The sequence below is a fragment of the Tritonibacter horizontis genome (assembly GCF_001518015.1).
In the GTDB taxonomy this organism is placed as follows: domain Bacteria; phylum Pseudomonadota; class Alphaproteobacteria; order Rhodobacterales; family Rhodobacteraceae; genus Epibacterium; species Epibacterium horizontis.
In genome coordinates, this window is the sequence record NZ_LPUY01000091.1 from 1 (window position 1) to 18,985 (window position 18,985).

Here is an 18,985-nt window from a genome sequence, read left to right on the forward strand (position 1 = left end):
GCCCCCGCCCCCCGGCGTTGCGCAACGCGCAGCGCAACCTCTCTGGGGCCTCCTACGCGCTCGGGGCCTTTCTGGCGCGTCGCTCGCCTGCGGCGGATCCGCGCCCCTCAGGGCTGGGACTGTCAGGCTGGATCGTCCAGTTCCGCGACCAGCCGGAAGCCGATCCGCTTGGCGGGTTCTTGCGGTTTGGGTTTCGGCGTGGCGCGCAGAATCACATTGAGCTGACTGACATGCTGCACCAGCTGTGTCTTTGCGCCGCCCGAATCGCTGCCGTAGAAGGTCACGATATCCGGGTCAAAATAGCCCAGCCCCTCGATCCGCAGCACCCCGGCCTCGCCACCGGCAAAGCCCATGGCCACCTCATGTTCGCCATCCAGCGTCTTTTCAAAGTTCTGAATGTAGAGGATCAACCGCTCATAGGCCCAGTGAGCGGCGCTTTTCTGCTCTGGCACCTGACGCATCGGCGCGGGCACGTCGCGCAGGGCCTGCAGGGTCTTGGGGTCCGTATGCACCTCGTGGTAGCAGCGCAGCACCGCCGCTTCGGCGGCTTCGGCGCTGGTTGCAATCTTGTTGTCCATGTCGGGAAATCCTCAGGTCGCTGCTGTCACCCCCAGGGTGGCAGGATCACAGCCGCTGGTAAACCCAGGCTCCGTCGTCGCGCCGCACGCGCGAGACTTTGCCCGTGCGGAAGAGGTGATTGACATGGGCCACCGCCTCCACCAGCGCCAGACCGTATTCTGCAGGCCCGATGTTGCGTTTGAACAGGGTCGGGAAACAGTCGGCGGCGGTGCGGGGCGTGTCGAGGAACTCCATCAGCCGCTCCAGCGCGCCGTGGTGATTGTCGATCAGCTGCCGCATCCGCCGCGGCAGCCGGGTAAAGGGCAGTTTGTGGCCGCCAAGCGCAAGATGCTCGGGCCGGGCCAGCACCGACAGGCGTTCGCAGGCCTCCAGCCATTCCGCCAGCGGATCGGCCTCCGGTTCGGTGGCGTAGACGCCGATATTGGGGCTGATCGAGGCCAGCACCTGATCCCCCGTCAGCACCAGATGGTCGTCGCGGCTCCAGAAGGTCGCGTGTTCCGGCGCATGGCCATTGCCCATGTGCACATCCCAGTCGCGCCCGCCCATCCGAAACACATCGCCCTGCTGCACGCGGGTGAAGCCCAGCGGCATCGGATAGACCGTATCGGAAAAATTGAACGGCCGCTCGGCGCGGCGCGCGGCGTAGATCTCCGGATCCATGCCCGCGCTGCGGTAATAGGCCAGCGTTTCCTCGGGCCATTCCTCCTGCACATCCAGCGTCAGCATCCGGGCAAACAGCCAGGCGGTGCGGGTGGTGACCAGTTCGGCGCCCTGTTCGGACTGGAACCAGCCGGCATTGCCGATGTGGTCCGGGTGATGATGGGTGACCACGACCCGCCCCACCGGTTTGCCCGCCAGCGGCCCCGCCATCAGCTGTTCCCAGATGCGGCGGGTTTTCTTCGACGACATGCCGGTGTCGACCACCGTCCAGCTGTCTCCCTCGTCCAGCGCGTAGACATTGACGTGATCCAGCTTCATCGGCAGCGGCAGACGCATCCACAGCACGCCCTCTGCCACCTCGATCGCCTCCCCTGCGGCGGGGGGGTCGGTCCAGGGGGTCCGGGGGCCAACTTCGGGAACTTCGGGGACAGAGGCCATGGGTCAGCCCGCCAGTTCGTCGGCGCTGAGGGCAAAGGCCCCGGCCGCGCCCTCCTGCGCGTGGATCAGATAGGCGGCGTGCTCGGGCAGCATCCGTTTGATATAGAACCGCGCCAGCTTCTCGCGCGGCCCGCCCTTGTCCGCCAGCGCGGCTGCCAGGTGGTAGTGGCCGCCAAGCACACGGGCAAAGGCCATCAGATAGGGCACCGCCCCGGCAAAACGGTCCTGCAGATCGGCCTCCACCAGCCATTCGGTCGCCTCGCGCAGGGTTTCGCAGGCCTGCCAGACCGCTTCGGCCATGTTCGGATGCGTCGGGCGGGCGCGTTCGGCCTGCTCTTCGATCTCGTCGATCAGGCGGTTGGCCATCTCGCCCCCGTCCATCATCTTGCGCGCCACCAGGTCCATCGCCTGAATGCCGTTGGTGCCCTCGTAGATCGCCGTCACCCGCACGTCGCGATAGTACTGCGCCGCCCCGGTTTCCTCGATAAAGCCCATGCCGCCATGCACCTGCACGCCCTGTTCGGCCACGCGGATGCCGGTTTCGGTGCCAAAGGCCTTGGCGATGGGGGTGAGGAAGGCGGCGCGGGTCTTCCAGTCCTTCTCGCCCGTCGCAGTGCCCATGTCGATGGCGCCGGCACAGGCCAGCATGATGGCGCGGGCGGCAAAGACATCCGCCTTCATCTCCATCAGCATCCGGCGCACATCGGCGTGATCCACGATGGTGCCGGTGCCGCCCTCAACCGGGGTCTTGCCCTGTTTGCGCTCCAGCGCATAGGCCAGCGCGTGCTGATAGGCCCCCTCGGCGGCCCCGATGCCCTGTCCGCCCACGCCGAGCCGGGCGTTGTTCATCATGGTGAACATCGCCGCCATGCCGCCGTGTTCCTGCCCGACGAGCCAGCCCGTCGCGCCGTCATATTGCATCACGCAGGTGGGCGAGCCGTGCAGCCCCATCTTGTGCTCCAGGCTGACCACCTTGAGGTCATTGGCCTTGCCCGGTTTTCCGGTTTCGTCGGGGATGTATTTTGGCACCAGAAACAGCGAAATCCCCTTGGTGCCCGCCACCCCATCGGGCAGCCGCGCCAGCACCAGATGGCAGACGTTCTCGGCAAAGTCGTTGTCGCCCCAGGAGATATAGATCTTCTGCCCCGAGATCGCATAGGTGCCGTCGCCATTGGCCGTGGCCTTGGACGACAGCGCCCCCACGTCAGAGCCGGCCTGCGGTTCGGTCAGGTTCATGGTGCCGCTCCAGGCGCCCGAAATCAGGTTCGGCAGGTAGAGCGCCTTCATCTCGTCAGAGGCGTGATGCTCCAGCGCCTCGATCTGGCCCTGGCTCATCAGGGGCGCCAGCTGCAGCGACAGGCAGGCGCCGGACATCATTTCGTTGACCGCAGTGGTCAGCGACATCGGCAGGCCCATGCCGCCATGCTCCGGGTCCGCGCTCATGCCGATCCAGCCGCCCTCAGCGATCGCCTTGTACCCCGCGCCAAAGCCGGGCGAGGTTCTGAGCACGCCGTTTTCCAGCCGGGCCGGGTGCAGGTCGCCTGCCCGTTGCAGCGGCGCCATCACCGTGTCGCACATCTTGGCCGCTTCGGTCAGGATCGCGCTGACCACATCCGCGTCGGCCTCGGCAAAGGTCTCGGTCGCGGTGATCCGGTCAAAGCCGAGGATCTGGTGCAGCAGGAACTGATAGTCGGAAACGGGGGCGCGATAGCTCATCGGGGGTGGACCTCTTTATCTTCCTGACGGCCCTTGGCGGGCCGCTGCGAACCATAGACGCGGAGCCGCTTGGCATCCGCACCGCTAGCCGCTATTTACTGTGCCTTGGCCGTTTACGTAAACAGCTCCGGCGCTGGCGCAATCAAAACGCGGCGTCATCGGGGCAAGTGACGGTACGGCCCACGACAGATTGCAGCAGTTTTCAGGCCCCGCCATGACCGACAGCCCCATCGTGACCGAAGCCCTGGGCAACCGCCCGGAGGATATCGCCCGCGCGGCAGAGCTGTTGCGGGCCGGTCACCTGGTCGCCTTTCCGACCGAGACGGTCTATGGGCTTGGCGCGGATGCCCGCAATGGCGCGGCAGTGGCCGCGATTTATGCCAGCAAGGGGCGGCCGTCGTTCAACCCGCTGATCGCCCATGTCGGCGATGTGGCGGCCGCGCGGGCGCTGGTGGTCTGGAACGACTGCGCCGAGGCGATGGCCGAAGCCTTCTGGCCCGGCCCGCTGACACTGGTGCTGCCGCTGGGCGCGGGCCATGGGGTGTCGCCGCTGGTGACAGCCGGTCTGGCCACACTGGCGCTGCGGGTGCCGGCCAAGCCCTGCGCCCGGGATCTGCTGGCGGCGGTGGGTGGTCCCGTGGCAGCGCCTTCGGCCAATCCGTCGGGTCGGATCAGCCCCACCACCGCCGCCCATGTCCGCGCCGGGCTGCACGGTCGGATCGCCGCGATCCTTGATGACGGTCCCTGCGCGGTGGGGGTCGAATCCACCATTCTCGGACTACAGGGACCCGCCCCGGTCCTGCTACGCCCGGGTGGGCTGGCGGTGGAAGAGATCGAGGCTGTCCTGGGCCAGCCCGTGGCCGAACGCGATGCAGCGGATCCGTTGAGCGCGCCGGGGCAACTGCTGTCTCACTACGCGCCAAACGCCTCCGTGCGGCTCAACGCGACGCGGTTTGAGGCGGGCGAGCTGTCGCTTGGTTTCGGGCCGGGGGCGTTTGATCTGAACCTGTCTGAAACCGGCGATCTGGCGGAGGCGGCGGCCAATCTGTTTGGCCATCTGCATCGTCTGGATGCCCGGGACGCGCCGATTGCAGTCGCACCGGTGCCGGAGGTCGGTCTTGGTGTGGCAATCAACGACCGTCTGCGGCGGGCAGCGGCGCCCCGTTAGAACCCGCCTGACGCTGTGGCCAGGACAAGATGCGAGGCGCTGCCTCGCGCTCCGAGGTATTTTTAAAAAGATGAAGGGGGCGACCGGGAGCGCCGCGTCAGCGGCGCCGCGCCCAACGGGGGAGGTCGCATTTCAATGCGGCCGAGACGGGCGGGAGCCCCCCGCTGTGTCGTGCGGCCATGCTGTGGTCGCTGGCGGGATTTCGGGGTCGGGATTCAGGGTCGGGGTTCAGGCCCGACCGGCATCCATGGACAGGGTCAGCGGGGCCACGCCGATGCTGGCCAGCGCCGCTTCCCATTTTTCGTCCGCCGGGCTGGTGAAGATCATATCCGGGTCGGCCTCTGCCGTGAGCCAGCCATTTTCGGCGATTTCCGCCTCCAGCTGGCCGGGGCCCCAGCCGGCGTAGCCCAGCATCACCATATAGTGCTCCGGGCCGCGCCCTTCGGCGATTTCCTCGAGCACATCCAGTGTCGCCGTCATCGAGAAGCCGGGCTTTACCGGCAGCGAGTTGACGGTCGAGATATATTCGTCCGAATGCAGCACAAAGCCGCGTTGGGTTTCCACCGGACCGCCGAAGTAGATCCGGGACCGACTCGGGCCGCGTTTGGCCTCGATTTCCAGCTGATCAAAGAGTGTCTTTAACAGGATCCCCGGAGCCATCTTGTTGATGATCAGTCCCATGGCCCCATCGGCATCATGCGAACACAGAAAGATCACCGCGTTTCCGAACCTCGGATCCCCAATGCCCGGCATTGCAATCAGCAATTTTCCTGTCAGTTCCATGTGCCTGCCTCTGTTGCGGCGCGCAGCCTATGGGGCCAGCATGCCGGTCCCGCGCCGGGGTTGCAACCCCGGGACGGGCCTGTCGGCGGGGCCTGGCACTGTCACGTTTGAGTTACATTTTAGAGGCCTCGCCGGGATGTGACTTGGCTTTGTCGGCGCTTGCGGCAATAGCTCGGGGCATGAAACGCCAGTTGTTCTTTCTTTGCGGTGTCGTCGCCTGTGCGCTGGCGGGCCGGATCATTGCCCTGCCACAAGAGGCCGGTGCCCAGACCACACGAGGCTGGGACAGCGTTGCCACGCTTGAGGTGCTGGATGGCGGGCCGACGGCGGAGGGGCGATACCTCGGGGCGCTGCATCTGCGGCTGGAGGAGGGCTGGAAAACCTACTGGCGTGCGCCGGGGGATGCCGGCATCCCGCCCCGGTTCGACTGGCAGGGGTCGCGCAATGTCGCGGATCTGCGGCTGACCTGGCCGACGCCGGAGATTTTCCTGACCTCGGGGCTGCGCACAATAGGTTATCATCACGAACTGGTGTTGCCGGTCGAGATCACCCCGCGCGATCCCGGGCAGCCGATCCGGCTGAAGGGGCGGATGGAGCTGGGTCTGTGCAAGGATGTCTGCATCCCGTCAGAGCTGACATTTGACCACCGTGCCGATCTGTCAGCTGGCCGTCATCCGGCGATCACGGCGGCGCTGGCGGCCCGGCCCTGGACCGCCAGCGAAGGTCGGGTGCGCGGCGTCACCTGCCATCTGTCGCCCAGCCCCTATGGCATGAAGATCACCGCGCGGATCACCATGCCCCCGGCCGGCGGCGAAGAGGTCGCGGTGATCGAGGGGGGCAGCCCGGAGCTGGTGGCCACCGAAACCCAGGCCTGGCGCGACGCAGGTGTGCTGGTCGCCGAAGCCGAGTTGCTGCCGGCAACAAATGCGCCGCTGGCGGTTGACCGCTCCAACCTGCGGTTTACGGTGTTCGGCACATCCCATGCGGTGGATATCCGGGGCTGCACAGCAGGCTGAGGCTGGCGTTTTTCGGGCATTTGCCGCCGATTGCGCGCCCCGTCCGGTGCTGTGATCCAGGCCCGGCCCTGCGACTTGTGACCTGTGTCCTGCGACGTGGTGACACGTGGTGACCTCTCCGCCCCGAACGAACAACCGAGAGCCTTGCAAAAATGACCCAAGCCGCCCCCCTTGTATCACCGCCACCCCGCCCTGTGCTGGGGGCGCTCGGAGTGGTCTGTGCGTCGATAGACGACGAGGACTGCGTGATCCTGGTCAAGCGCAAGAATGCGCCCAACGCGGGCACCTGGGGGTTTCCCGGCGGCCATGTGGAGCTGGGCGAAACCGCCGCCGAAGCCGCCGCGCGCGAGCTGTTCGAAGAGACCGGCGTACGGGCCGAGGCCGGGCGGCAGCTGATGACCCTGGATGTGATCCCGCGTGCCGCCGACGGGACGGTCGCGGGGCAGTATTTTCTGGTCGCCACGCTGTGCCACTATGTGTCTGGCCAACCTGTCGCGGATGATGACGCGCTGGAGGCCCGCTGGGTGCCGGTCGCGCGGATCGAAACGCTTGGGCTGGATCTGCTGGACCGGGTCGCCGAACTGGCGCTGCTGGCTCAGGCGGCCTGCCGCGAAGATCCCCGAACCCCGCCGAGCGCCCCGATCACATAGGTCACCAGGGCCAGCACCGCCATCCCGCCAAGACAGAGCAACAGCGCCGCGCGCAACGGCTCCGCCCCGTTTGCGATTGGAAACACCTGCGCCAGCAACGGGTTGAGCCGCCCGGTCGCCATGGTCTGGCCCAGTGTCAGCGCCAGCCAGGCCAGCTGCGCCAGGCCGCCCATCGCCATCAGGGCGCGCAACCGGCGGGCCCCGACGCGACGATGGCCGCGGGCTAGGCTGCGCCTGATCGACTGCATCGGTCGCGCCACATCCGCCTGAATGGCCACCAGCGCCGGCACCACGAGAAGCACCAGGAACATGCCGAACCCGAGGCCATAGACCAGCGTGATCACCGTTGGCTTCAGAAACTGCGCCTGTTGAGAGCTTTCATACATCAGCGGCGCCAGACCCAGCACCGTGGTCAAGGTCGTCAGCATCACCGGCCGCAACCGGTCCGAGGCGCCGTCGATGATCGACGGGATCAGGCCACGCTCTGCGGCATATTCATCGATGGTCGACACCAGAACGATGGAATCGTTGATGATGATCCCGGTCATCCCCAGCAGGCCGACCACGGTGAACATGCTCATCGGCAGGTCCCACAGGTGGTGACCCCAGATCGTGCCGACCAGCCCAAAGGGGATGATCGCCATCACCACAAGCGGCCGCGTCCAGCTGGAGAAGATCCAGCACAGCACCAGGTAGATCCCCGCCAGACAGAGCACCAGACCGTTCATCGCATCGGTGAGGAACTCGTCCTCCTGCTCGCTGAGGCCGGAGAGCCGGTATTCGCCCTGCCGCTCCTCGGCGATTTTAGGCAGGATCTCGGTTTCCAGCGCCTCCATGATCGCCTCGGCCTGCACCGGGTCATCCTCGGAAAGGTCCCCGGTGACAGAGATCAGCCGCACGCCGTTTTCGCGCCGGACGGTGGAAAACCCGGTGCGTTGGGTCACGGTGACGATATCGGCCAGCGGCACATAGATGCCAGAGGGCGCGCGCATCTGGGTGCGTTCCAGAAAATCCGCCGTCAGCTCTCCCTTTGGCAGCTCGACCCGGATGGTGGCAGAGCGCGGCCCGTCCGGGTAGGTTGCCGCTTCGATCCCGTTCAGACGGCGGCGCAGGGCCTGGCCAAGGCTTTCGATGGTGAAGTTCAGCGCCTGCCCCTGCGGCGTCAGGTCGAGCACCAGCTCTTCCTTGTCATAGGCGAGGTTGTCCTCCACCGCCGAGACCTCAGGGTAGCGGGACACGGCTGTCTTCAGGTCTTCGGCGGCGGCCTTGAGGGTGGCGACATCGGCGCCATAAAACTGCACGTCGAGCGCATCGCCACCGGGGCCGGAGCGCCAGCCACGGAAAGAGACGACTTCGGTCAGCGGCAATTGCACCACCCGGTCCTGCAACTCGCCAACAAAGGCAAAGCTGGAATAGGGCCGCAGATCGGCGTCGATCAGTTCGATCGCGATGCCGCCCAACAGGTCGCTGTCCTTGGTTTCCGTGCCCGCCAGTCCGCGCCCGGTGTTGCCACCGATCTCGGCCATGACGAAATCGACCGGGTTGCGACCGTGGCGTTCCTCGTATTCGGCGCCCAGCTCTTCGACGGCGCGCTGGAATTCCCGCATCTGTTGCAGGGTGTCGGCGCGGGTGGCGCCTTCGACCATGGCGAAATTGCCGGACACAGAGGCCTGTTCCGGCGCATTGAAGAACCGCCAGGTGACATCGCCGGCGATGAACAGGGCCATCTGGCTGGCCAGCAGCACAAAGGCCCCCGCGACCACCACGTAGCGGGCCCGGACCACACCGGCCATCAGCGGGCGGAACAGGGCTTCACGGCACCAGCGAAAGCCCCGGTTCACCACCCGGTTGGGGGCATCATACCAGTGTTGCTCGCTGCTGTGGGCCAGCGCATGGGCCATGTGGTTCGGCAGGATCAAAAAGCATTCCATCAGGCTCGCGGCGAGAACGGCGATCACCGTATAGGGGATGTCGCCGATCAGACTGCCAAAACGCCCCCCGATGGAGGTGAGGCCGAAGAAAGCGATGATCGTGGTCAGCGTGGCGGCAAATACCGGCATCGCCATCCGGCGGGCAGCGTTTTCGGCGGCCACCACCGGGGTTTCCCCCAGCCTGCGGACCCGGAAATCGGCATGTTCCCCCACCACGATGGCATCATCCACCACGATCCCAAGGGTGATGATCAGGCCAAAGAGCGAAATCATGTTGATGGTCAGCCCGCCGATATACATCAGCGCAATGGCCGCGAACATCGCCGCCGGAATCCCGGCGGCCACCCAAAAGGCAATGCGCGCGTTGAGGAACAGGAACAGCAGGATCACCACCAGACCCAGACCCATCAGACCGTTGTCCACCAGGATATCAAGCCGCCCGGTGATCGCCTCCGCGCGGGTGCGGATCAGGGAAATCTCCACCCCCTGCGGCAGCGAGGGGTTCATCTGGGTCACGACCTCCTGCACCTGGCGCTGGATCTTGATCGCATCGCCCTTGTCAGAGCGGTCGACCCGGATCGACATCGCCGGGTTGGGGCCGACGAAATAGCTGCGCTGGCGGTCGACGCCTTCGACCCGGATGCGGGCGACATCGCCGATGGTGAGGGCCGAGCCGTCTGCTTCGGAGCGCAGAACCACCGCCTCCAGCTCGTCGGCGCTGCGTTTCTGGGTGCCGGTGCGCACCCGCGCATTGGCGCCCTCGACCTCGCCCGCCGGGTTGATCTCGACCTCGGCGGCGATGACAGAGGCGATCTCGGCCATGGTGATGTCATGGGCGATGAGCTGGCTCGACGGGACCTCGACGATGGTGCGCGGGGCGGCGACGCCGCGAATGGTGGTGCGGGTGACACCGACCTCAAACAGCCGCAGGATCAGCTCGTCCGCCAGCAGGCCCAATTGCTGCGCCCCGACGGGTCCGGTGATGACCACATCGGTGACCCGGTCCCGCCAGACGGCGCGTTCGACCTCCGGGTCCTCGGCCTCTTCGGGCAGGGTGCTGACCGCATCGACCGCGCTTTGGACATCATCCGCCGCCCGGGCCATGTCCCAGCCGGGTTCAAAGTCGATGTCGATCACCGCGCGGCCTTCGCGCGAGGAGGCGGAGGTGGTTTCCACCCCTTCCACCGCCAGCAGCGCCGGTTCCAGCGCCTGTACGATGGCACTGTCCACGTCCTCCGGGCCGGCCCCGTCCCAGACCACGGTGACATCAACGGATTCAACGATCACATCGGGAAAGAACTGCGCCCGCATGTTGGGAATCGCCGCCGCACCGAGGATCAACAGCAACATCAGCAGCAAATTCGCCGCCGTCCGGTGACGGGTGAAATAGCTCAGGATGCCACCGCTTGCGCTGGACTGTGAAGAAGACGCCATGCACGTTCACCTGTTGGCTTCAGCCGGCGCCAACGCGGCAACCGGGGCCGCGCTGGCGCGGCTGGGGACAAGGATGGGGGCCGGGACGGAAGTGTCTCAGCCGCCCATGTTGCTCTCGATGCGCGTGACCAGTGCCGCCGGCACCTTGGGCTGGGTCAGCTGGCTCAACACGCGGGTCTTGACCTCGCTCGGCATGCGGCCGTTGTCCTCGACAAAGGCGACCAGACGGGCGCGGTGTTCCGATGTCAGTTCGATCAGGTCGGGGGCCGGGTCCGGGGCGGCCGTGGCATTTTCAGCCCCCTGCGTCAGCGGCCGGACCTTGATCCCTTCGCCCAGCAGCGGCGTGCGCCCGACAACCACCTGCTGACCGTCCAGCCCATCGCCGCGCACCAGAATGTCATCGCCCTGGCGGCGCACCAGTTCCACCGTCAACTCCCGCAGCCGGTTTTCTGCGCCCAGGACCAGAACGGTCTGGCGCGAATCCATCGCGGAGGAAGGCAAGCGCACCAGATCGGGGATGGCCGGTTCCCGCACCGTGACCGTGACAAAATCGCCCGGCTTGAACCCGGCAGAGGCCTGCATGGCGGCATAGATCAGGCGGCCCGATTGCCCGTCCCCCACTGCGCCGCTGGCCCGCGCCAGGGTGCCCTCGGCGCTGATGCCCGCGCCGGCCGCATCCAGCGTTACGGTGACATCTGCCGGGATCAGGCGGCCGGCATCGTCCAGAAGCCGGGCATATTGCGTGGTCGACACACGAAAGGCGACCTCCAGCTGGTCCGGGTCCACCAGCTGCGCGAGGATTTCATTGGCCGACACCAGACGGCCCTCGACCAGCGACACCGATTGCAGCGTGCCGGTAAAGGGCGCGGTGATCGTGGTGTCGTCCAGATCGCGCTGCGCCTCGTCGAGCGCGATCTGGGCGCGCGACACCAGGGTCCGCGCCTGATCTACCCGCGCCTCGGCCTGGCTGACGGCCTGCCGCCGGGTCAGCACCGACTGGCGGGCCTGGGTGGCGGTCAGCTCGGCGGCTTCGACCAGCGCCTCGGTGCCGACCCCACGGGCCTTCAGATCGACCTGTCGCTGATACGCCCGCTCCTGCAACTCCGCCTGCGACTGCGCGGTTGCCAGCTCGTCCCCGGCCAGCTCCAGCGCCCGTTCGGCATCCCGGCTTTCGGCGCGGGCGTCCATCATGTCCGCCTCGGCCCGCTGCACCGTGGCCTCGGCGTCGGCCTTGTCGATTTCAACCAGCACATCGCCGGCCGCAACCGCGCCGCCGTCCTGGAAACTGGGGGCAAGAGAGATCACGCGCCCCGACACCGCCGCCCGCAGCTCCAGCGTGCGGCGGCTTTCGATGCGGCCAAACCCGACCAGTTCGGGCCGTTCGGCGTTCAATTCGGCGGTGACGACATTGACTGCAAAGACCCGTTCCCGCGCAGGGGGCGCGCGGCGCTCCTGCGAGAGGCTTTGTTGCACGGCAGCGCTGATCAAAAACGCCGCATAGAGCCCAAGCGCCGCTGTAACCGCCAGCAGAAACAGCCCCATTACGCTGTGTCGCAGAAAACGCATTTTCATCCCTTTCGGCAGGCCCGGCTCCGGTCGGAAATTAGCACATCTCGGACATGTTACGCGGTTATTTGCAGCCGTGGATCACTTCCGTCGCAAATGTTCGTCAAGTCTGGGCATTATTTCGACGAAATTGCAGGGCCTGTGGCGAAAATCAAGCTGTTTGAGCAGGATCTCGTCCCAGGCGTCCTTGCAGGCGCCGGGGCTGCCAGGCAGTGCAAAGAGATAGGTCCCGCCCGCGACGCCGCCCGTGGCCCGCGATTGCACCGCTGACGTGCCGATTTTCTGCATCGATACCCAGGTGAACACAGTCCCGAAGGCGTCGATTTCCTTTTCATAGACGTCACGATGCGCCTCGACCGTGACATCGCGCCCGGTCAGGCCGGTGCCGCCGGTCGAGATCACCACATCGACCTCGGGATCCTGCACCCAGAGGCGCAATTGGGCGGCGATCTGGTCCCGTTCGTCGGGCAGGATCCTGCGGTCGGCAAGGACATGCCCTGCAGCCGTCAGCCGATCCACCAGCACCTGCCCGGAGCGATCCTCGGCCAGGCTGCGACTGTCGGACACGGTGAGGATGGCAATCCGGACCGGGATGAAATCCTTGCTGTCATCAATGCGTGACATGGGGTCAGGCCCTTTCCAAAAGCGCCAGCCGCAGGGCGAGGCCAGCAAAAATTCCAGCCGTCAGGCGGCGCATCCAGCGACCGGCGCGATGGCCGCCGGCAAAAACCGCCCGCGCCCGCCCGGCAAAGACGCCGATGCCGCCGTTCACCAGCACGCCGCCAAGGCCGATGATCGCCCCGAAGACCAGAAACTGGCCCAGCACCGACCCCGCCTCGGGGCGCAGGAATTGCGGCACGAAGGCCAGCACGAACAAGATCACCTTGGGGTTGGTCAGGCTGACCATCAGCCCGGCGCGAAAGGCCCGTGCGGCGGGCACCACCGCCCCCGGCGCATCCGCCGCGCCCGGATCGCGGATCGCTCCCCAGGCCAGATACAGGAGATAACCGACCCCGACCCAGCGGATCACATCGAACAGGCCGGGCAGGGCCGCGACCGCAGCTGCCACCCCCAGACCGGCCAGCGCCACATGCGCCATGCCGCCAAAGGCCACGCCAAGACTGGCGGCGATCGCCGAACGGGGGCCGGATTTCAATCCCTGCCCCAGGCAGAACATCATATCCGCTCCGGGGGTGATATTGAGCGCAAGCGCCGCCGGCACAAAGGCCACAAGGGTAGAGATTGCGATCACAGGGCCACCTCGAACCAGTTCGGCGTCGGGCCGAGGTTGGCGCAATGCGTTTTGCCGATCTCGCCCCGGTAGCCCCAGCAATCATGCACATGACCAAAAAGGGCAAGCCGTGGCTGCACCCGTTCGATCACCGCGCGGATGCTGTCCGACCCGATGGAGAGCCCGGCCGACGTGGTGTCGCCGGCGCCGGTGGGCGGCGAATGGGTCACCAGGATGTCGACCTCTTCCGCCTGCGCCAGCACGCGCGCGGCGGCCTCGTCCGACAGGTCAAAGGACCAGTCGCCAAAGGGAGTTTCCGGGATGCCGCCCCCCAGCCCGAAAATCCGCAGCCCTTCGACCAGGGCCGCCTGCCCGTGCAGCACCGTCATCGACGGCAAGGCACAGCCGCGCAGCTCCTCGATGCTCTCGGCGTTGCCGGGCACCACCACCATGGGCGCCGCGATCCCCGCCAGCATCTCCATCGCGCGGGGCAAGCCCTGCCGCATGTTGCAAAAGTCCCCGGCGCCAATGACCAGATCGGCCTTAACACTGGCGGCCACCAGATCCGCCGCCAGCGGAGCAACCAGATGCAGATCGGAGAATGCGAGGATTTTCATCGCCAAAGCCTTTCTCTAGTTCAAGCCGTTCAGCCGCGCCCTGAGGTCCAGCAGATCGGCCCAGGCCTGCCGCTTGGCCCGTCCCTGTCGCAGCAGATAGTCGGGATGCAGCATCGGCAACACCGGTTTGCCCCAGGCCTCGGCCCATTGGCCGCGCAACCGCGTGATACCGCGTTTTCCCAGCGCCGCCTGACAGGAGAGATCGCCCATCAGAACCAGCACATCCGGCTGCGCCAGCGCCACATGCCGTTCCAGAAACGGCACCAGCATCGCGATCTCTGCCGGCAGCGGGTCACGGTTCTGCGGTGGCCGCCAGGGCAGCACATTGGTGATATAGACGTTCTTGTCCCGCCCCAGGTCGATGGCGGCCAGCATCCGGTCGAGCAGCTGACCCGCGGCACCCACGATCGGTTTGCCCTGTAGATCCTCGTCCCGCCCCGGCGCGTCACCGATGATCATCACCCGCGCCCCGGCCTGACCGTCGCTGAACACCAGATTGCGGGCGCCGCGTTTCAGCTCGCAATGGGCAAACCCCTCAAGCGCGGCGCGCAACCCCGGCAGGGCGGTGGCCGCCGCGGCGGCCTTGCGAGCCTCGGCGACGGGATCGACCTCCCTGGGTTTGACCGGCGTCGGCGCGGCGGCCGCACCACGGGCGGGCTTTGGCTTGTGATCTTCCAGCGCATAGCGGTCGACAGGCGCGTCCAGCATGGCCTCGGTCGCGCCAAGCTCCACCTGCCACTCCAACAGCGCCTTCGCGCTCCAATAATCCAGCTCCGATTCCATGGTGCCTACAGTAGCCCCTTGCGACACAAAGGAAAATGCCCCTTCGCAGCATGAACCTGCGATACATATCCAGATCCTGACCCGCCCGAGCGCCGCAGATCGGCGCGACATGCCCCGCCGCTTGCCCCAAATGCGCCGCCCTCCTATAAGGGCCGAAACAGCGCGGAGTTCGCCCATGCAGCCCCCCTCTTTCGACCAGCGCCACCTCCTCGGGATCGAGCCGCTGCACCCCCATGAAATCACGGCGATTCTGGATCTGGCCGAGACCTATGTGGCGCTGAACCGGCAGACGGAGAAACACTCCGACGCGCTGGCCGGGCTCACCCAGGTCAATATGTTCTTTGAAAACTCCACCCGCACCCAGGCCAGTTTTGAACTGGCGGGCAAACGTCTGGGCGCGGATGTCATGAACATGGCGATGCAGGCCTCCTCGATCAAAAAGGGCGAAACCCTGATCGACACCGCGATGACGCTGAACGCCATGCACCCGGATCTGCTGGTGGTGCGCCACCCGCATTCCGGCGCGGTCGATCTTTTGGCGCAAAAGGTGCACTGCGCGGTGCTGAACGCCGGCGACGGGCGGCACGAACACCCGACCCAGGCGCTGCTGGATGCGCTGACCATCCGGCGCGCCAAGGGGCGTCTGCACCGGCTCAATATTGCGATCTGCGGCGATATCGCCCACTCCCGCGTGGCGCGGTCAAACCTGATCCTGCTGGGAAAGATGGAAAACCGCATCCGCCTGATTGGCCCGCCAACGCTGGTGCCACAGCAATTCGCCGAGTTTGGTGCCGAGATCTACGATGACATGCGCGAGGGGCTGAAAGACGTCGATGTCGTGATGATGCTGCGCCTGCAAAAGGAGCGGATGGATGGCGGGTTCATCCCGTCCGAACGCGAATATTTCTACCGCTACGGGCTGGATGCGGACAAGCTGGCGCTGGCCAAGCCCGACGCCATCGTGATGCATCCCGGCCCGATGAATCGCGGCGTCGAGATCGACGGCACCATCGCCGACGACATCAAACGCTCGGTGATCCAGGAACAGGTGGAAATGGGCGTTGCGGTGCGCATGGCGGCGATGGATCTTCTGGCCCGCAACCTGCGGCGCGCACGACAGGCGGAGGCCCGCTGAGCGATGTCCAACGTGATCGAACTGCCCAAAGGTGGCCGGGATCAGGTCCTGATCTTTGCCCTCGACATGCCGCCCGAACAGGCGAAATTCCTGCGTGACGAAGAGGGCGCATTGGCGCAGGTGCTGGGCGTGGACAGCCTTGATCTGGCGCAGGCCGAGATTTTCCCGGTCGAGGACCTCGAAGGGTTGGGGCTGCTGGGGTATCTGCGTGACGGGCTTGCGGTTTCTGAGGCGGACCTGTCGCAGCACGGTCTGGCGCTCGACAATGTGGCCGGCTGGGTTCTGGTCCTGCGCGGGCGCGCCTTTGCGGCCCGCCTGGAGGAGCAGGCCGTGCGGCTGACCCCGGCCGCGCCGCTGTCGCTGGTGGCGCGACTTGGCGAGACACGGACCAACTGGAGCGCGCCGACGCCGCTGCACAGTGACAGCGCAGAGCCCAGGCTGCGCCATGCCCCGCGAGCCGCCCGCAGCCGCGCCCGGCGCATCGGCGCGACGATTTTTGCGGTGGTGATGGCCGCGCTCTGTCTTCTGATCTGGGCGCTGGCCACATGAGTGCCCGGCGCCGCCCCGCCCGCCCCACCGACATGACGAAGGACCCGGCCTGATGACGACGCTTCTGCACAATGCCCGCCTGATCGACCCGGAGCTGGGAACCGACGCCCCTGGCAGCCTGCTGATCGCCCAGGGGAGGATCCTCGCGCGTCTCGCCGGGCAACAGGACACCACGGCGATCCTGGCCGCCCATGGCCTGGCGGCGGCGGATGTCACGCTGGTGGACTGCAACGGCAAATGCCTGGCACCGGGGATCGTTGATATCGGCGTCAAGGTCTGCGAGCCGGGCGAGCGCCACAAGGAAAGCTACAAATCCGCCGGCCTTGCGGCGGCGGCCGGTGGGGTCACCACCATCGTCACCCGCCCCGACACGACCCCCTGTATCGACAGCCCTGAAACGCTGGAATTCGTCACCCGCCGGGCGCAGGCGGACGCCCCCGTCAACGTGCTGCCGATGGCGGCCCTGACCAAGGGCCGCGCGGGCCGGGAAATGACCGAAATCCGGTTCCTGATGGACGCCGGGGCGGTTGCCTTTACCGACTGCGACCATGTGGTGACGGACACCAAGGTGTTTTCCCGCGCCCTGACCTATGCCAAAAGCTGCGGCGCGCTGGTCATGGCCCATCCGCAGGATCCGGGCCTGTCGGCCGGGGCCGCCGCGACCTCTGGCAAGTTTGCCGCACTTCGGGGCCTGCCCTCGGTGTCGCCCATGGCAGAGCGGATGGGGCTGGACCGCGACATCGCCCTGCTGGAGATGACCGGTGCCAAATATCACGCCGACCAGATCACCACCGCCCGCGCTCTGCCCGCGCTGGAACGGGCCAAGGCCAATGGGCTGGACATCACCGCCGGGACCTCGATCCACCATCTGACGCTGAACGAGCTGGACGTGGCCGATTACCGCACCTTCTTCAAGGTGAAGCCACCGCTGCGCTCCGAGGAGGATCGGCTGGCCGTGGTGGAGGCCCTGCGCGACGGCGTCATTGATGTGATCTCGTCGATGCACACACCGCAGGACGAAGAGAGCAAACGCCTGCCGTTCGAGGAAGCCGCCGCCGGGGCCGTCGCCCTGGAGACCTTGCTGCCTGCGGCGATGCGCCTGTATCATGCGGAGCTTCTGGACCTGCCGACCCTGTTCCGCGCCCTGTCGCTGAACCCGGCAAAACGGCTCGGCCTGGCCTCGGGCCGGCTGGCAGAGGGCGCCCCGGCCGATCTGGTGCTGTTTGACCCGGATGTGCCCTTTGTGCTGGACCGGTTCGCGCTGCAGTCGAAATCAAAGAACACCCCCTTTGACACCCAGCGCATGCAAGGCCGGGTGTTGGCGACCTATGTGGCGGGACGCCCCGTCTTCGCGCAGAGAAAGGCCTGAGTTTTGCCCCTGATTGAAACCGCGTTACCGATGCTCCTCCTCTGGGCCGTGCTTGGATATCTTCTTGGGTCGATCCCCTTTGGCCTCCTGGTCACGCGGGTTTTTGGCTTCGGCAACCTGCGCGAGATCGGGTCCGGCAATATCGGCACCACCAATGTGCTGCGCACGGGAAGCAAGGCCGCCGCGGCAACGACGCTCTTTCTGGATGGCGGCAAGGGCGCGGCGGCGGTGCTGCTGGCGCGTTTTCTGGCCGGCGAGGATGCCGCGCAAGTGGCGGGGCTGCTGGCCTTTATCGGCCATTGTTTTCCGGTCTGGCTCCGGTTTAAGGGCGGCAAGGGGGTTGCCACCTTCCTCGGGTTGATGCTGGCGCTGGCCTGGCCGGTGGGCATTGCCTGCTGCCTGACGTGGCTCGCGGCCGCCTATGTCAGCCGGGTTTCGTCCATGGGGGCGCTGGTTGCGGCGCTCAGCTCCACCCTATGGGCGCTGGTGCTGGGTCACGGCCCTGTCGCGGGGCTGACCCTGGCGCTGACGCTGGTCATCCTGTGGCGCCACAAGGACAATATCGCCCGCCTGCGCGCCGGCACCGAGCCGAAGATCGGCAAGTCGTAGAGGTCCATTGAATGTGACACCGTTGAGCCCCTCGCCCGGATCCCGGATCCGGCGGGGTGTCTTCTCTCACGTTGATCTCACGCGATTGTATCTGACCAGGTGCGCAGAGTGGATCTGCGCCGCTGCACACACAAAAGGAGTTGTTTTGCATGTGATCCGGGCCTGCCCCAGATCGGTGCGGTGTCGGCCGGACTTCATTTCCCGGCCACGGACATATTTCACCCTGAGGGCAATTAGCGCCCGCCTGATCGAAAGCAAAACACAATGACACAGACATCCTCCTTTCCCCAATCCCTGCTTGGCGGGATCGCCCTCAGCCTGGGCCTTGCCACCGCGGCGCTGTCCGCCGGGGTCGACATCAACGCCTCCTCCACCGGGCTTGCGATGCAGGGCTACGACCCGGTTGCCTATTTCACCGAAGGTACGGCGACCAAGGGCGACTATCGCCTGACCACTGCCTTTGACGAGGCGACCTATTGGTTCGCCACCGAAGAGAACAAGGCCTTGTTCGAGAAGACCCCGGAGGCCTATGTGCCCGCTTACGGCGGCTATTGCGCCTTTGGTGCGGCGATGGGGTTCAAGTTCGACGGCGACCCGCACCAGTGGAAGATCGTCGATGACGTGCTCTACCTGAACCTGTCCGCCGACATCCAGGAGCGTTGGGTCGCCGATATTCCCGGCTTCATCGAAAAGGCAGACACCAACTGGGAAGAGATCGCCAGCACGGCCCCGGCAGACCTGCTGAAGTAAG

The 18,985-nt window shown here is 66.3% G+C and carries 18 protein-coding genes; 8 read left to right on the forward strand and 10 right to left on the reverse strand.

Annotated features, from left to right (window positions below):
* Nucleotides 1–122 precede the first annotated feature (122 nt).
* From TRIHO_RS17220 to TRIHO_RS17230, 3 genes are read right to left on the reverse strand one after another with little or no spacing between them, the layout of a single operon-like run.
* Nucleotides 123–578, reverse strand: coding sequence for a DUF6173 family protein (locus TRIHO_RS17220; protein ID WP_068246530.1), 456 nt, complete (start codon nucleotides 576–578; stop codon nucleotides 123–125).
* A 46-nt stretch (nucleotides 579–624) separates the two neighbouring features.
* A complete protein-coding gene (locus tag TRIHO_RS17225; protein ID WP_068246533.1) occupies nucleotides 625–1,677 on the reverse strand; it encodes an MBL fold metallo-hydrolase in 1,053 nt (350 codons plus the stop codon).
* A 3-nt stretch (nucleotides 1,678–1,680) separates the two neighbouring features.
* Entirely contained in the window at nucleotides 1,681–3,393 is a 1,713-nt protein-coding gene (locus tag TRIHO_RS17230) for an acyl-CoA dehydrogenase (protein WP_068246536.1), read from the reverse strand.
* Between the two features lie 214 nt (nucleotides 3,394–3,607).
* On the opposite strand from TRIHO_RS17230, the gene TRIHO_RS17235 reads away from it, so the two are divergent.
* Nucleotides 3,608–4,561: an L-threonylcarbamoyladenylate synthase gene (locus TRIHO_RS17235; protein ID WP_068246538.1), complete on the forward strand. Its 954-nt coding sequence runs from the start codon at nucleotides 3,608–3,610 to the stop codon at nucleotides 4,559–4,561.
* A 228-nt stretch (nucleotides 4,562–4,789) separates the two neighbouring features.
* Here the strand turns inward: TRIHO_RS17235 and TRIHO_RS17240 are convergent, their stop codons facing one another.
* On the reverse strand, nucleotides 4,790–5,344 hold the full coding sequence (locus TRIHO_RS17240) for a YqgE/AlgH family protein (RefSeq protein WP_068246540.1): 555 nt from the start codon (nucleotides 5,342–5,344) through the stop codon (nucleotides 4,790–4,792).
* A gap of 179 nt (nucleotides 5,345–5,523) precedes the next feature.
* On the opposite strand from TRIHO_RS17240, the gene TRIHO_RS17245 reads away from it, so the two are divergent.
* The gene (locus TRIHO_RS17245; RefSeq protein WP_082705181.1) at nucleotides 5,524–6,360 is read left to right on the forward strand and encodes a protein-disulfide reductase DsbD domain-containing protein; all 837 of its coding nucleotides are present in this window, start codon (nucleotides 5,524–5,526) and stop codon (nucleotides 6,358–6,360) included.
* A 152-nt stretch (nucleotides 6,361–6,512) separates the two neighbouring features.
* Complete coding sequence (locus TRIHO_RS17250) at nucleotides 6,513–7,010, forward strand: NUDIX hydrolase (RefSeq protein WP_068246544.1); 498 nt, start codon at nucleotides 6,513–6,515, stop codon at nucleotides 7,008–7,010.
* Here the strand turns inward: TRIHO_RS17250 and TRIHO_RS17255 are convergent.
* The 6 genes from TRIHO_RS17255 to TRIHO_RS17280 all read right to left on the reverse strand — a co-directional run bounded on the left by TRIHO_RS17255 (nucleotide 6,956) and on the right by TRIHO_RS17280 (nucleotide 14,572).
* Nucleotides 6,956–10,375 (reverse strand): efflux RND transporter permease subunit, encoded by a 3,420-nt coding sequence (locus TRIHO_RS17255; RefSeq protein ID WP_068246546.1) that lies wholly within the window; start codon nucleotides 10,373–10,375, stop codon nucleotides 6,956–6,958. The two genes, TRIHO_RS17250 and TRIHO_RS17255, sit on opposite strands and share 55 nt — an antisense overlap.
* 96 nt (nucleotides 10,376–10,471) lie before the next feature.
* The gene (locus tag TRIHO_RS17260) at nucleotides 10,472–11,941 is read right to left on the reverse strand and encodes an efflux RND transporter periplasmic adaptor subunit (RefSeq protein ID WP_068246548.1); all 1,470 of its coding nucleotides are present in this window, start codon (nucleotides 11,939–11,941) and stop codon (nucleotides 10,472–10,474) included.
* 81 nt (nucleotides 11,942–12,022) lie between these two features.
* On the reverse strand, nucleotides 12,023–12,565 hold the full coding sequence (gene moaB / locus TRIHO_RS17265; RefSeq protein WP_068246552.1) for a molybdenum cofactor biosynthesis protein B: 543 nt from the start codon (nucleotides 12,563–12,565) through the stop codon (nucleotides 12,023–12,025).
* Between the two features lie 4 nt (nucleotides 12,566–12,569).
* Nucleotides 12,570–13,193, reverse strand: coding sequence for a LysE family translocator (locus tag TRIHO_RS17270; RefSeq protein WP_068246558.1), 624 nt, complete (start codon nucleotides 13,191–13,193; stop codon nucleotides 12,570–12,572).
* Nucleotides 13,190–13,789 carry a metallophosphoesterase family protein gene (locus TRIHO_RS17275; RefSeq protein WP_068246561.1) on the reverse strand — a complete coding sequence of 200 codons (600 nt, stop codon included), beginning with the start codon at nucleotides 13,787–13,789 and terminating at the stop codon, nucleotides 13,190–13,192. The genes TRIHO_RS17270 and TRIHO_RS17275 overlap by 4 nt, the downstream gene beginning before the upstream one ends.
* Before the next feature lie 15 nt (nucleotides 13,790–13,804).
* Nucleotides 13,805–14,572: a uracil-DNA glycosylase gene (locus tag TRIHO_RS17280; RefSeq protein ID WP_068246564.1), complete on the reverse strand. Its 768-nt coding sequence runs from the start codon at nucleotides 14,570–14,572 to the stop codon at nucleotides 13,805–13,807.
* A 175-nt stretch (nucleotides 14,573–14,747) separates the two neighbouring features.
* Here TRIHO_RS17280 and TRIHO_RS17285 point away from each other — a divergent pair, with 175 nt between their 5' ends.
* The 5 genes from TRIHO_RS17285 (at nucleotide 14,748) to TRIHO_RS17305 (ending at nucleotide 18,984) form a co-directional block, all read left to right on the forward strand.
* Nucleotides 14,748–15,707, forward strand: coding sequence for an aspartate carbamoyltransferase catalytic subunit (locus TRIHO_RS17285; protein ID WP_068246566.1), 960 nt, complete (start codon nucleotides 14,748–14,750; stop codon nucleotides 15,705–15,707).
* 3 nt (nucleotides 15,708–15,710) lie between these two features.
* The gene (locus tag TRIHO_RS17290; protein ID WP_068246569.1) at nucleotides 15,711–16,256 is read left to right on the forward strand and encodes a hypothetical protein; all 546 of its coding nucleotides are present in this window, start codon (nucleotides 15,711–15,713) and stop codon (nucleotides 16,254–16,256) included.
* A 52-nt stretch (nucleotides 16,257–16,308) separates the two neighbouring features.
* Nucleotides 16,309–17,625, forward strand: coding sequence for a dihydroorotase (gene pyrC, locus TRIHO_RS17295; RefSeq protein ID WP_068246570.1), 1,317 nt, complete (start codon nucleotides 16,309–16,311; stop codon nucleotides 17,623–17,625).
* A 3-nt stretch (nucleotides 17,626–17,628) separates the two neighbouring features.
* Nucleotides 17,629–18,234, forward strand: a complete 606-nt coding sequence (gene plsY / locus TRIHO_RS17300) for a glycerol-3-phosphate 1-O-acyltransferase PlsY (protein WP_068246571.1) — start codon at nucleotides 17,629–17,631, stop codon at nucleotides 18,232–18,234.
* 264 nt (nucleotides 18,235–18,498) lie between these two features.
* Nucleotides 18,499–18,984: a YHS domain-containing (seleno)protein gene (locus TRIHO_RS17305; protein ID WP_068246573.1), complete on the forward strand. Its 486-nt coding sequence runs from the start codon at nucleotides 18,499–18,501 to the stop codon at nucleotides 18,982–18,984.
* The last annotated feature ends 1 nt before the right edge of the window (nucleotide 18,985 follow it).

Excerpts from the sequence above, each read along its gene's own strand:
- TRIHO_RS17220 (WP_068246530.1), bottom strand. The coding sequence starts at position 578 with ATGGACAACAAGATTGCAACCAGCGCCGAAGCCGCCGAAGCGGCGGTG.
- TRIHO_RS17225 (WP_068246533.1), bottom strand. The coding sequence starts at position 1,677 with ATGGCCTCTGTCCCCGAAGTTCCCGAAGTTGGCCCCCGGACCCCCTGG.
- TRIHO_RS17230 (WP_068246536.1), bottom strand. The coding sequence starts at position 3,393 with ATGAGCTATCGCGCCCCCGTTTCCGACTATCAGTTCCTGCTGCACCAG.
- TRIHO_RS17235 (WP_068246538.1), top strand. The coding sequence starts at position 3,608 with ATGACCGACAGCCCCATCGTGACCGAAGCCCTGGGCAACCGCCCGGAG.
- TRIHO_RS17240 (WP_068246540.1), bottom strand. The coding sequence starts at position 5,344 with ATGGAACTGACAGGAAAATTGCTGATTGCAATGCCGGGCATTGGGGAT.
- TRIHO_RS17245 (WP_082705181.1), top strand. The coding sequence starts at position 5,524 with ATGAAACGCCAGTTGTTCTTTCTTTGCGGTGTCGTCGCCTGTGCGCTG.
- TRIHO_RS17250 (WP_068246544.1), top strand. The coding sequence starts at position 6,513 with ATGACCCAAGCCGCCCCCCTTGTATCACCGCCACCCCGCCCTGTGCTG.
- TRIHO_RS17255 (WP_068246546.1), bottom strand. The coding sequence starts at position 10,375 with ATGGCGTCTTCTTCACAGTCCAGCGCAAGCGGTGGCATCCTGAGCTAT.
- TRIHO_RS17260 (WP_068246548.1), bottom strand. The coding sequence starts at position 11,941 with ATGCGTTTTCTGCGACACAGCGTAATGGGGCTGTTTCTGCTGGCGGTT.
- moaB (WP_068246552.1), bottom strand. The coding sequence starts at position 12,565 with ATGTCACGCATTGATGACAGCAAGGATTTCATCCCGGTCCGGATTGCC.
- TRIHO_RS17275 (WP_068246561.1), bottom strand. The coding sequence starts at position 13,789 with ATGAAAATCCTCGCATTCTCCGATCTGCATCTGGTTGCTCCGCTGGCG.
- TRIHO_RS17280 (WP_068246564.1), bottom strand. The coding sequence starts at position 14,572 with ATGGAATCGGAGCTGGATTATTGGAGCGCGAAGGCGCTGTTGGAGTGG.
- TRIHO_RS17285 (WP_068246566.1), top strand. The coding sequence starts at position 14,748 with ATGCAGCCCCCCTCTTTCGACCAGCGCCACCTCCTCGGGATCGAGCCG.
- TRIHO_RS17290 (WP_068246569.1), top strand. The coding sequence starts at position 15,711 with ATGTCCAACGTGATCGAACTGCCCAAAGGTGGCCGGGATCAGGTCCTG.
- pyrC (WP_068246570.1), top strand. The coding sequence starts at position 16,309 with ATGACGACGCTTCTGCACAATGCCCGCCTGATCGACCCGGAGCTGGGA.
- TRIHO_RS17305 (WP_068246573.1), top strand. The coding sequence starts at position 18,499 with ATGACACAGACATCCTCCTTTCCCCAATCCCTGCTTGGCGGGATCGCC.